The organism is Acidisoma sp. 7E03 (assembly GCF_054665075.1).
The window spans coordinates 1-11,505 of record NZ_BAAFHE010000031.1 but is presented as its reverse complement, the minus strand read 5'-3'; the positions used below and the strand labels follow the sequence as shown (position 1 = coordinate 11,505).

11 protein-coding genes are annotated in these 11,505 nt (G+C 61.1%); 6 read left to right on the top strand and 5 right to left on the bottom strand.

Translation table 11 applies throughout. The annotated features are described in order from the left end of the window. The first annotated feature begins 112 nt into the window (after positions 1-112). Positions 113-1,024, top strand: coding sequence for an AraC family transcriptional regulator (locus tag ACYQ6W_RS22190; protein ID WP_459678422.1), 912 nt, complete (start codon positions 113-115; stop codon positions 1,022-1,024). 63 nt (positions 1,025-1,087) lie between these two features. Further along, positions 1,088-1,993 (top strand): DMT family transporter, encoded by a 906-nt coding sequence (locus tag ACYQ6W_RS22185; protein ID WP_459678421.1) that lies wholly within the window; start codon positions 1,088-1,090, stop codon positions 1,991-1,993. Positions 1,994-2,042: 49 nt separating this feature from the next. Here ACYQ6W_RS22185 and ACYQ6W_RS22180 read toward each other — a convergent pair whose 3' ends face one another. Together ACYQ6W_RS22180 and ACYQ6W_RS22175 are read right to left on the bottom strand one after the other, a co-directional pair. Beyond that, the gene (locus tag ACYQ6W_RS22180) at positions 2,043-3,266 is read right to left on the bottom strand and encodes a diguanylate cyclase domain-containing protein (protein WP_459678420.1); all 1,224 of its coding nucleotides are present in this window, start codon (positions 3,264-3,266) and stop codon (positions 2,043-2,045) included. A 745-nt stretch (positions 3,267-4,011) separates the two neighbouring features. Beyond that, positions 4,012-4,896, bottom strand: coding sequence for a LysR family transcriptional regulator (locus ACYQ6W_RS22175; protein WP_459678418.1), 885 nt, complete (start codon positions 4,894-4,896; stop codon positions 4,012-4,014). A gap of 130 nt (positions 4,897-5,026) precedes the next feature. Here ACYQ6W_RS22175 and ACYQ6W_RS22170 point away from each other — a divergent pair, with 130 nt between their 5' ends. Beyond that, complete coding sequence (locus ACYQ6W_RS22170; RefSeq protein ID WP_459678415.1) at positions 5,027-6,172, top strand: alkene reductase; 1,146 nt, start codon at positions 5,027-5,029, stop codon at positions 6,170-6,172. 57 nt (positions 6,173-6,229) lie between these two features. Further along, complete coding sequence (locus tag ACYQ6W_RS22165) at positions 6,230-7,003, top strand: SDR family oxidoreductase (RefSeq protein ID WP_459678413.1); 774 nt, start codon at positions 6,230-6,232, stop codon at positions 7,001-7,003. Positions 7,004-7,024: 21 nt separating this feature from the next. On the opposite strand, the gene ACYQ6W_RS22160 is transcribed toward ACYQ6W_RS22165, so the two are convergent. Continuing rightward, the gene (locus ACYQ6W_RS22160) at positions 7,025-7,225 is read right to left on the bottom strand and encodes an SbtR family transcriptional regulator (protein WP_459678412.1); all 201 of its coding nucleotides are present in this window, start codon (positions 7,223-7,225) and stop codon (positions 7,025-7,027) included. Positions 7,226-7,330: 105 nt separating this feature from the next. Here ACYQ6W_RS22160 and ACYQ6W_RS22155 point away from each other — a divergent pair, with 105 nt between their 5' ends. Further along, positions 7,331-8,371 carry an aldo/keto reductase gene (locus tag ACYQ6W_RS22155; protein WP_459678410.1) on the top strand — a complete coding sequence of 347 codons (1,041 nt, stop codon included), beginning with the start codon at positions 7,331-7,333 and terminating at the stop codon, positions 8,369-8,371. A gap of 154 nt (positions 8,372-8,525) precedes the next feature. Here ACYQ6W_RS22155 and ACYQ6W_RS22150 read toward each other — a convergent pair whose 3' ends face one another. Together ACYQ6W_RS22150 and ACYQ6W_RS22145 are read right to left on the bottom strand one after the other, a co-directional pair. Beyond that, complete coding sequence (locus tag ACYQ6W_RS22150; RefSeq protein ID WP_459678409.1) at positions 8,526-9,485, bottom strand: AraC family transcriptional regulator; 960 nt, start codon at positions 9,483-9,485, stop codon at positions 8,526-8,528. 162 nt (positions 9,486-9,647) lie between these two features. Then, a complete protein-coding gene (locus tag ACYQ6W_RS22145; RefSeq protein WP_459678408.1) occupies positions 9,648-10,505 on the bottom strand; it encodes an SDR family NAD(P)-dependent oxidoreductase in 858 nt (285 codons plus the stop codon). A gap of 807 nt (positions 10,506-11,312) precedes the next feature. Here ACYQ6W_RS22145 and ACYQ6W_RS22140 point away from each other — a divergent pair. Continuing rightward, positions 11,313-11,468 carry a single-stranded DNA-binding protein gene (locus ACYQ6W_RS22140; protein ID WP_459678406.1) on the top strand — a complete coding sequence of 52 codons (156 nt, stop codon included), beginning with the start codon at positions 11,313-11,315 and terminating at the stop codon, positions 11,466-11,468. The last annotated feature ends 37 nt before the right edge of the window (positions 11,469-11,505 follow it).

Below are 11,505 nucleotides of genomic sequence, written 5' to 3'. Positions count from 1 at the left end.
GGCATCGTCGTCGCCAATAAGGCGAAGATCGCCACGCGCAACGTGCGACATTTCGCGGATCTTGATGTCGGGATCATCGATCCGTGGCGGGACGCCCCAGTTTGAAGCTTTCGTGGAGTCACACGAGGATGTCTCCTACCGACCCAAGGCAGGCATAGCCAATCTCGTGTTGCGAATTGAGAAGCGGATATTCAACGACGCCGCACTCATAAACCGCATCCAGGACTGCATTGCATTTGGTTATGAACCTAGAAGGCCGGACATGAGCACGGTTAGTGTCGCCACACGTAATTACTCTGCTGAAGTCGCTCGTCATGTACATGCGTTTCATCAGTTCGTCTTTCCCCGTAGCGGCAATCTCGAAATGGAAGTAGGGCGTAGTATCGGACGGGTAACTTCTGGTACTGGGGCATTCATAGCGGCCGGGAACACGCACAGCTTTTTCGCCCGAGGACAGAATGCTTTTGTCGTTCTCGAGATGCCTGCGGGAGGAGGTGGCTATCCAGCAGAAATGTCACTTCCTGTTTTCTTCGAGGTAGGCCCCGATATTCGAGGGTTGTTGGATTATGCCACCATGGGAAGAGGGATAGAGAGTCTCTCAGCTCATCAACAGTTGGCGTGGTCCGTGTTGTTGCTCGATCGTTTAGTGGAGCGTGGGGGCTCTCGGGACCGGGCGGACTTTCAGATTGAACGGGCACTTTCTTTCATGCGAGACCGATTGGCGGAGTCCATCACGGTCGCGGATATCGCCGATGCTGCGGGGATGAGCGCTACCTGTCTTCACGTGACTTTTCGGGATCGGCTTTCAACCACGCCCCATGCCCATCTGATGTCTTTGCGGGCGGAGGCAGCGGCGCGGATGCTGAGCATCACGAATCTGCCGATCGCTGAAGTGGCGGTGAGGGCCGGGTATGGCGATCAGAGTACCATGACCCGGGCCTTGCGACGCCTGCGAGGTCAGACGCCAGGAGAAATTCGCCGAAGCGTGAACCCTGTCTCGCTGAAAAAGCCTAAACTTCCGTAGAATCGGCCAAGACATTTCACGCAAATCGAGGCCATACGGGTCTGGGTTTGCAGTGAGAGGGCCATGGCGGCACGGGAGACGTTAAGGGCGACGGCATTTGGCTGCACTGCCATCGTTTTCTGGGCCGGTCTGGCGCTGTTAACAGCGGCGACGCACGGGATTCCGCCCTTCGAATTGCTTGCCTTGAGCTTTGGCGTGGCCTTTGTCGTTGGATCGGCGCTCCTCGCTCTGCGTGGAAGGGAAGCCTTGGCGCGGCTGCGTCAGCCGGTTCTTCCATGGGTGACGGCGTTCCTCGCGCTGTTTCTCTATCACGCGCTGTATTTCTACGCGCTCGCAACCATACCGCCGGCCCGCGCCAGCCTTATCGCCTATCTTTGGCCACTCCTGATCGTGCTGTTCTCGGCCATGCTGCCGCATGGCCCTGGGCTCAAGATACGCCATCTTGGCGGCACCGGGATGGGTTTGGTGGGCGTGGGGTTCATCTTCACCGGGCACGGCAGGGTGATAGAAGGCGGGGGCAGTGTTCTCGGCTACCTTGCTGCTATCGGCTGCGCGGTTGTTTGGTCATCCTATACTGTGATCAACCGCCGCTTCGCCCGTGTTCCAAGCGAAATGCTGATTGGCGTGTGTGCGGCCGTTTCCTTGGCTGGCGCGACCGCGCATATCCTGTTGGAACAGACAGTGTGGCCGGCCAGCGGGCAATGGGGTGCTATTGTCCTGCTTGGGATTGGCCCGACTGGTCTTGCTTTTCTTGCATGGGACCATGCCACGAAACACGGTGACCTGCCGCTCCTTGGCGCATTGTCCTACCTGGCGCCGCTCATCTCGACCTTGCTTTTGGTGCTGGCAGGGAAGGCCGTGGCGACGCTCACTTTGGGCCTGGCCGCGTGCCTCATCGTCGGCGGAGCGGTCCTCGCAACCTGGCATGGGCCGAGCGCGCCACGGATAGACCGGGCAGAGGAGAAGTAAGGCAAGGGAGAGTAGATGCTGCCTCTTTTACGCGATAACGCAACGATCTCTACCCGCCCAGGCAGTAGCGGTTCTTCCCCGATCGCTTGGCCTGGTAGAGCGCATGATCGGCCCGCATGAGGAGCATATCGACGCTTTCCTGTGTTTCGGAGACCGTGATGACGCCGATACTCATGCCGATGCGGATTTCAGCATCCGAAAGCGCGATCGGCTGAGCTGCGGCCGCAATCAGGCTTTCGCAGAGCGCCGCGATCTGATCTGGAGGCAGGTCGACCAAAGCATTGAACTCGTCTCCGCCGATACGGCCAACTATGCCATGCGCGCCAAGGATGGCCCTGAAACGAAGCGCCACTTCCTGCAGCACCCGATCGCCCATAGGATGGCCGAGCTGGTCGTTGACGGCCTTGAAATCATCCAGATCCAAATACAGAATCGAAAAGGGCTGGCCGGCGAGCAGGCGCGCGCCGAGCTGTTTGCGGAACAGGGCACGATTAGGCAAACCCGTCAGCTCGTCATGGCCGGCGAGCCGCTCCAGCTCCGCTTCATAGGCCTTGCGCCGCTCGATTCCACGAACGGAGACGACATAGCCATCGGGCGCCCCGGTTACGCTGTCATAGGTCAGTCGCTGCGAGGCTTCCATCCACACCCAACTGCCGTTCTTGTGCCGCTGGCGCAGCTCGCAGAGGCCGGTTTCGATCTCGCCTGAAAACACCCGTGTGATCATCTCCCGCAGCGGGCCCAGGTCATCCGGGTGCGTGATGTCCAAGGCCTTTTTGCCGATCAGCTCCTCCGGTTCATAGCCCAGGAGCGTGCGAATGGAGGGTGAGACATAAAGGCGGACGCCGTTGAGATCGCCCCGCACGATGGTCTCGGAGGAGCTTTCGGCAAGCATTTCAAAGAAGGCCCGCCGCCGGGCCAGGGTCTTATTTTCAACATGAAGCGTGAGAAGCTGTTCCGCGATATCGGCCAGATCAAGAAGTGCCGCCTGCTCCGATACCGATAGGTTTCGGGTTGTCCGATCCAGAATGAGGAGGATGCCTCTTCCTTGTGGCCCGAAGGGTATGCCTGCGATTGACACGACGCCCGGCGTCTCGCGCGGCCAGGATGCGGCCAGGCTCCGATATGCCTCGTCGGCGGCATGAAACCAACGATAAGAGGTCTCGTCGAGGAGGATGATGGCCGCCGGGGCCGACAGCAAGGTGCAGGCCGTCCGGCAGAGCGGCTCGAAGTCCAAGCTATCGAAATTGTCGTCGAGATGGTCCGAATACGGCACGGGGGCTGGATTGCGTTTGAAGGTTGGGTCGGGAGGGGGAACAAGACGCGGGACGAATGAGTACAAATCACAAAACGACGATTGCCGGAGAGTGGCAACAGGCAAGGAAAAATGCTTTCCAGCGCCTGTGCCTCGGCTCTGGAGATCGCGAGCGCCCAGCCCATCGCCGGTTACCGAACCTGCTCTCAGATGCCATCCGGCAAGCGAGCCCCTGAGGGCATGCTTCAACTCGGCCAGCCTGCTAGCCCGCACTCGCCGTGGGGCGCCTAGCGATCCAAGCCGGCGATCGCAATCGGACGATTATACGCGCCAAAGCGGACACGGGCCTGGATGTTTGTGCCTCAACGCATAACGCGGGACGATGACCACGATTGTCGTGGCCGGCGCAGTGATGACGGATTGGCAGGGCTCCAAGTTGGACCAAAAGCGGTCGACCCGCTCATAGATTTAAACGCGATCCAGGGCCAGAGGAGCATGGGAAGGCGGCCGAGCTGCGCTAGGGCCGTCGACTTTGAAAAGTCTCACGCCGGTGTGAGACTATCAGGAAGGAGTGGTCTGGCCTCTCAACGGGCAGGCCAGCATGGTGGCACGGTGCGCGAGAGCGGCGGCGCACTGCTCACAGTATGCATGGCTCAAGGAACATCCCAAGGCCAAGACATGTCTCATCTTTAGCCGCGCTGGTCGCACAAAGCGCGATCCAAGCGCATGAGGTGAGACAATAGGGATCCATGATCGCCGGGCCTGATCACGGCCGTGAAAGGCCGTGGAACTCTCGCACCACCCGGGTTGCGATGAAGTCGACAAAGACGCGGACCTTCGACAACGGATAACGGCTTGACGGCCACAGTAGATACAGCGAGCCGGTCTTCTTATGGGCACCAGCGAGAAGTTCGACTAACTCACCGCTGTCCATGCAGCTTTGAACCGCAAAATGCGGCAGGTACGCTATGCCCCTTCCTTTCCGCGTGAGGTCGAGAACGGGCTCCATCGCTGTTGCCGCGATCGTGGCCGGGATTGAGGCTGCATCAAGGTCCTCGCCAGTCGGCCAGGGCAGAAGACGACCCGTCTCGGCCATACGCTGGCGTAGGCAACGGTGCTGGGCGAGATCAGCCAACCGTTCCGGCCACCCGGCACGCTCGACATAGGCCGGAGCCGCGACAAATCGCCATGTGAAATCTCCGAGCTTGCGGTAACGCAAGCGGCTGTCCTTGGGTTCACCGGAGCGGATCACCGCATCAAAGCCCTCGTCGATCACGTCGACGAAGCGATCATTCACGTCGAGTTCAAGCTCAATGTCTGGATAGGCCTCGTTGAAGTCGGCGATGGCGGGCAGGAGGAGCATCGGCTCGGCAGGCAGGCTGATCTTGAGACGCCCTTGCGGCGCGGCTCCTGCGGCCGCCACCTCCGCCTGTGCCGCCTCCACTTCGGCAAGGATCCGCCGGCACCGTTCGAGGAAAAGCTGCCCTTCTTCGGTGATCGTGATCGACCGCGTCGAGCGGTGGAATAGTCGGACGGAAAGCTGCTCCTCAAGCTTCTGGATCGCTTTGCCCACGGCAGAAGGGGTTAGCCCAACCACCTGACCGGCAAGCTTGAAGCTGCGCTTCTCCGCTGCCTGGACGAAGGCCTGCATGGCGCTGACGCTCTCAACCGCTACTCGCATGGTAGAAAGATATTCCGCTTTGACGAGAATTAAAGCGGTTTTTACATCGTTGCCGGATGCCTAGTTTGGGGCAGGTCATCCACCCCAGAGGCTTCCTTCAATGTCCGATCTCTTCACGCCGTTCGACCTTTGCGGCTTAGCACTGCCCAACCGGATTTTCATGGCTCCGCTCACCCGTTCGCGCGGCCCGCAGGATGCAGCGACCGATCTCGTCGCGCTCTACTACACCCAGCGCGCGACCGCCGGTCTCATTATCTCCGAGGGATCACCAATTTCGCAGGAGGGCCAGGGCTATTTCTACAATCCCGGCATCTTCACGCCCGAGCAGATCGCCGGCTGGCGGCTGGTCACGAACTCGGTTCATGCTGTCGGTGGCCGGATGTTCATCCAGCTCTGGCATGTCGGGCGGATCTCGCACAGCTCCAACCAACCGAACAAGGGTGCGCCGGTCAGCTCGACCGACAAGGCGGCCAATGCCATGGCGTTCGGGAGAGACGACACCGGCAAGGTCGGCTTCGTGCCTGCCTCGAAGCCGCGCGCACTAGAGACCGACGAGGTTGCGCGCGTCGTCGGTGATTTCGTGCAGTCGGCCCGCAATGCCATGGAAGCGGGCTTCGACGGGGTCGAGCTGCATGCTGCCAATGGCTATCTCTTCGACCAGTTTCTGAACCCGCACATCAACGATCGCACCGACCGCTACTCGGCCGCGACGATCGACGGGCGAATGCGCTTCACACTCGAAGTCATCGATGCGGTCAGCACCGCGATCGGCGCGCATAAGGTCGGTATCCGGCTTACACCCTATGGCGTGATCGGCGATGTCCCGATGTTCGACGATGCCGAGGAGACCTATGTGGCGCTCGGCAAGGCGCTGGGTGCGCGCGGCATCACCTATTTCCACGTCATGGACCAGACCGGATTCTTCAATACGCCCGCCGGGCAGAAGCCGACGAGCGACCTCATCAAGGAATTGCTCATCGAGTGGCGCGGGGTCGCGCCCAATACCGCAATCCTCCTCGATGGCGGCATGACCAAGGCGCGTGCGACCGAGCTCATCAAGACGGGCGTGATCGATCTCGCGGGCTTCGGCCAGCCCTATATCGCAAACCCCGATCTCGTCGCGCGCCTGCGCAACGACTGGCCGCTCAATCCGCCCGAGCGCGACACCTACTACCAGGGCGGCGCCAAGGGGTACGTCGATTATCCGCCCTACCGCGCAGACAAGCCGGCGCTCGCCGCCGCCTGATCCCCAACCCGGCGCCGCCCAAAGGCGCCGCATTTCTCAGCAATATGGAGACAAGACATGCCGCATTATGACGAGCTGAGGGGCAAGGTTGCCCTCATAACCGGCGCCGGCTCCGGCATTGGACGCACCACGGCGATCGCCTTTGCCAAGCAGGGCGCGAAGGTGGTGGTGTCGGACATCAACCCCGCTGCGGGAGCCGAGACCGTCAAGAAGATCACCGACGCTGGCGCGCAGGCGATCTTCGTCGCCACCGATGTCTCGAAGGAAGATCAGGTCCAGGTGCTGGTCGCGAAGGCGGTGGAGCGGTTCGGCCGGGTCGATATCGCCTTCAATAATGCGGGGCTGACGCAGAACTCGGCTCCCCTGGCCGCGCAGCCGTCGGACACCTACGACCATATCTTCGATGTCAGCGTGCGCGGCGTATGGCTGACGATGCGCGCCGAGATCGAGCAGATGCTCGAGCAGGGCGGCGGCACCATCGTCAATATGGGCTCGATGTCCGCTGTCGTTGGCATCCCGGGCCTTACCACCTACTCCGGCTCCAAGCACGCCGTACTGGGCCTGACCCGCGGCGCGGCGCTGGACTATGCCAAGCAGGGCATCCGCATCAACGCGGTGGGCCCCGGCACGATCGACACGCCCATGATCGACCGGTTCATCGAGCTTGCAGGCACCGACGCCGTGATGGAGCCGATCCGCGCCGCCCATCCGATCGGTCGCACCGGGAAGCCGGAAGAGGTGGCCGAGGCCGTGCTGTGGCTTGCTTCCGACGCGTCCTCCTTCGTCGTTGGCCACATTCTCATGGTCGATGGCGGCTACTCGGTTCAGTAATCCGCCGCCACGCGCCAGGGTTCACGCGTCGCTTCCTCTCCCCGAACGACGTCTGGAATCTGGTGACCGCAGACCGTGAATGACGAGTTCGATCAGCCTGTCGGCGCGCTGCTCCGCCTCCGGCCCGGGGGGCAGTCGCCACAGGAAGCCGAGCAACAGCAGGATGTCTTCCGGGTCCGTGTCCCTCCGGAAGTCGCCTGCTTGGGCGCAGCTTTCGAGCAATTACCGCAGCGCGTCGACCATCGGTCCATAGGTCTCGCGCAGATCGCGATCTGTCATGGCGGCGTGGAGGACCTCGGCCACTTAGTAACAAGGGAAGGACCCATCATGCAATATGTGAAGCTCGGCCGCACCGGTCTGGAGGTTTCGCCCATCTGCATCGGCGCGATGACCTATGGCGATCCCGCCCGCGGGCACCCTGTCTGGTCCCTCGGTGAAGAGGAGAGCCGCCCGCTCATTCGCCACGCGATCGAGCATGGAATCAACTTTTTCGGCACCGCCAACATGTATTCGCAAGGATCGAGTGAGGAGATTCTCGGGCGGGCGCTGAGGGACTTCGCGAATCGCGACGACATCGTCATTGCAACGAAACTCCGACACCCGATGCGGCCCGGCCCGAACGGTGCAGGCCTCTCGCGTAAGGCGATCATGACCGAGATCGACCACAGTCTGCGGCGACTCGGCACAGACTATGTCGATCTGTACCAAATTCACCGTGCCGATCCGACCACACCCTGGGAGGAGACGTTGGAAGCCCTGCACGATGTGGTCAAGGCAGGCAAGGCGCGATACCTTGGTGCGTCTTCGATGATGGCCTGGGAGTTCAGCAAAGCACTTCATATTCAGAAGGCGCACGGCTGGTCCCGCTTCGTGTCAATGCAGGATCATTATAACCTTTTGGCTCGGGAAGAAGAGCGCGAGATGCTGCCACTTTGCGCAGACGAGGGTGTAGGCACCATCGTTTGGAGTCCGCTCGCACGGGGGCGTTTGACGCGGCCATGGGGCGAGAAGACCGAACGCTCTGAATCCGATCCGTTTGCTGATCTTCTCTATGCGGGTACGGCGAATTCGGATCAGGAGATCGTCACCGCCCTCGGATCGGTCGCGGCGGGGCGCGGTGTCAGTCGAGCACAGGTTGCACTGGCTTGGCTCCGTCGCAGTCCGGTCGTGGTGGCGCCGATTGTGGGAGCAAGCAAAACTAATCATATTGACGATGCCATCGCGTCGACGTCGATTGATCTCAGCGACGAGGAAGCTGCCTTGCTGGAATCACGCTACATCCCCCGCATAGACCCACAGGGGATATCGGACCCAAAGCTGCTCGCGAAGATATCCGCGCAGCTTGGCATTAAGCCCGCCGGTAATTGATACGACATCCGGGATGTTGTGGATTTCGATCACAAGATCGGAAGCATGACGCTTGCCAAGTAGGCACATCTGGTAGCCGGACGCACGGACGGCATCAGCCGTCTCGGCACCAGTGATGCTTGGGGGACGCCTGCCTGGACTGATCCCCGCGTCGCTACGAAACCGCCACGATATGGTGATCAGGGGCGCTCAACAGCTGTCGCACTTCTCGCTTTGGGGGAGCCCCGAACATGCGCCGGTACTCTCGATTGAATTGGGCTATGCTGTCATAGCCGACGCGACGCGCGGCGACGCCGGCGTCAAGCCTGTCGGTCAACATCAGGCGCCGCGCTTCGTGCAAGCGGATCCGCTTCTGATACTGGAGTGGGCTCATCGCCGTCTGGCTTCGGAAATGGTGGTGCAGCGTCGATTCACCCATGCCCACGAGCCGTGCCAGATCCTCGATCCGAAGCGCCCGATCATAGTTCTCGCGTATCCACCGGATTGCAGTGGTAACGCGGTAGGTCTGGGTACCGACCTCGACAGCCTGGCGCAGGCGCGGACCGACAGGGCTGGTCAGCACGCGATACAGGATCTCGCGCTGAATGGCTTTGCCGAGGATCGGAACATCGTGCGGCGTGTCGAGCAGGTCGATCAGCCTGAGGCACGCTGCCGCCAATGGCGCTGTCACGGGACCAATCGCCATGGCCGGCCCTGAAGTCGAAGCCGGGATGCCGTAGGCATCGACCTCGGCAATCAAACTTCGCGCGAGTTCGAGATCGATGTTCTGCTTAAGCGAGAGGTATGGTGTCTCGGGCGAGGCGCCGATCACTTGGACGATCGTCGGAAGATCGACCGCCGTCAGCAGAAAATGCGTCTCGTCATAGACATAGGTTTCATCGCCGAGGACGACCCGTTTTGCGCCGTGGGCGATGAATGCGAAGGAGGGCTCATAGAAAAAGGAACTCGGCTCCTTCGGCTCAGCGCATCCATGAATGCTGAGCCCGGCGATGGGCGTTTGTGCATCGCCCCGACCATCCAGATGACGCTTGATGGCCGTGGCGATGCGTGCCCGGATCGGTTCGATGACCGTCTCCTCGCCCGGTGCGGCCTGTCTTTCATCGCTCTGAGCCATGGTCTCAGACTAGCAGCTTTTCCACTGTGGTGGGCAGATCCCGCACGCGCCTGCCCACCACATGATAACCGGCGTTGCCGGCCGCCGTGCCGCCCAGCTGAGTCGCGGTAAGATCCGGTGCCCTGACTACGAGCGTCGTGATGTCGTTTCGAAGCCTATTGATCAAGCGTCCTGCGCCGCCTCACCTACGTTTGGATAGTCGGTCGACAAGGTGAGCGTCTTCCAGCCCTCCGCAGTCTCAGCGAGTGCAGCGGCCTTGCTTGTGAATGTCTGATAGGCGTCCGATCCTGACGGAAATTGAAGTGGTGCATTGTCATGATCGGCAAGACTCATCATCACTTCCGCGAATTTCGTGGGATCACCGAGCTGCCGATGGTTGTCGGCGTCGAGTGCTGCGCGGCGCTTGGCCGAGAAGTCCGCATAATCGTCGATCTCAATCTCGCCATAACGAACCGAACTCGGGTCGAGGAAATCAGTACGGAAGCGCCCCGGGTAGACGCAGGTCATGCGGATTCCGAACGGAGCAACTTCCTTCGCCAAACCTTCCGACCAGCCAGAAATAGCGTGCTTAGTCGAGCAGTAAATTGATGACCCCTCGAAACCGGTGATGCCAGCGATGGACGAGATGGTCATGATGCGACCAGAACGCTGCGCTCGCATGGTCGGTAGGATTGCGCGGGTGACGTCGAAGACGCCGAAAACGTTGGTGGCGAACTGCCGCGCGATCGTGTCCGGCTTGATCTCCTCGAAGGCCCCGAGTTGCCCGTAGCCCGCGTTGTTGACGAGGACATCGATCCGGCCAAATCGATCCAGGGCCATCTCGACAGCCGTCTGAATGGTTGGAAGGTCCGTCACATCGACCGCCGCCGTCACAAGCTGATCACCGAACTCGCGCAGGTCCTCCTCGATTGGCGCAGGATTACGGGCGGTGGCGACGACCTTGTCGCCCCGCGCAAGGGCAGCACGGGTGATCTCAAGCCCGAGGCCACGATTGGCGCCGGTTATGAACCAAGTCTTCACATTTGATCTCCGTTCTCGCTCCGCGCGACGCGCGTTTATGAACCGGAATGTAGGAAGCAGTTCGTCGGCCGCGAATAAACAGAGCTGCCTAATTATTGCCTAATCCTGCCGGGTTCGAGCGGAACCGCGCCGGGGCGCCATCACTAGGCATGCGTGCCTGCGAGCGTTGGACGTCAGCCTATAACGTCGACCGGGCCGATCGGGTGCCAAGAGCGAATAGCGGACGCTGTGGAGCGACGAGTGTCGTCCGACGTTGAGTTTCTTGGCGTGCAACTGGAGTGGGCGAAGGGAGTAGACCTCACCGTCCCCCTCGGCAGGTCTCAGATCTGCAGATTCCAGATTTCGGCTCCTCAGGCATGGTGGCATGTAGGAGATAGGGCGCTGAGCGGACACTCCGAAGTTTCTACGCGGTGACCGCTTACCCCCGACATAGTCATTCCTCCCAGCGGAAAGGCGGCGTCTGAGGACGCGCGCCCGCGTCAGAAGCACTAAAAGTAATGGAACTTTTGAGAATCGAAGGAAGAAGGGGGAAGGTGTGTCGAAAGTGCCGGCACCGCGCAGGGCTTCGTTCTTCTCTCGGATGAACGCGGTCTAAACCCGTCCCGTTCCCGCCTTCGCATCCCCGCAGCGCAAGGGCGCTGCGCCTTCGGCTCGCGGCGCTGCCGTGTCAGTCGCTGCGCTCCTTCCCGCACCAAGCCGCGCCGCTCGGGGGCGGGCGGTCTCAGTCCAGGTTTTTCAGACCGCATCCGAGAGGACGAGCCACGGCGCGGTGCTGGGCCTCCTCTCTGGCATGAAAGGGAATGAACGATGTCTGGTTACCTGAACCGCGTGAGCCTGATCGGCAACCTTGGCGCCGACCCCGAAGTCCGCAACACCCAGTCTGGTCAGATGATCGTCACGATGAACAGTGAACCGCACCGGGTTTCCCGGAGGCTCCAACTTCCAAGTAGAGTGGAGCTATGACGAGCAAGACGACGAACAAATTCAGCCCTGAGGTTCG

What these genes read in the sequence shown, in the direction of transcription:
- ACYQ6W_RS22185 (WP_459678421.1), top strand. Translation starts at nt 1,088, where the DNA reads ATGGCGGCACGGGAGACGTTAAGGGCGACGGCATTTGGCTGCACTGCC.
- ACYQ6W_RS22140 (WP_459678406.1), top strand. Translation starts at nt 11,313, where the DNA reads ATGTCTGGTTACCTGAACCGCGTGAGCCTGATCGGCAACCTTGGCGCC.
- ACYQ6W_RS22165 (WP_459678413.1), top strand. Translation starts at nt 6,230, where the DNA reads ATGCCGCATTATGACGAGCTGAGGGGCAAGGTTGCCCTCATAACCGGC.
- ACYQ6W_RS22175 (WP_459678418.1), bottom strand. Translation starts at nt 4,896, where the DNA reads ATGCAGGCCTTCGTCCAGGCAGCGGAGAAGCGCAGCTTCAAGCTTGCC.
- ACYQ6W_RS22170 (WP_459678415.1), top strand. Translation starts at nt 5,027, where the DNA reads ATGTCCGATCTCTTCACGCCGTTCGACCTTTGCGGCTTAGCACTGCCC.
- ACYQ6W_RS22155 (WP_459678410.1), top strand. Translation starts at nt 7,331, where the DNA reads ATGCAATATGTGAAGCTCGGCCGCACCGGTCTGGAGGTTTCGCCCATC.
- ACYQ6W_RS22150 (WP_459678409.1), bottom strand. Translation starts at nt 9,485, where the DNA reads ATGGCTCAGAGCGATGAAAGACAGGCCGCACCGGGCGAGGAGACGGTC.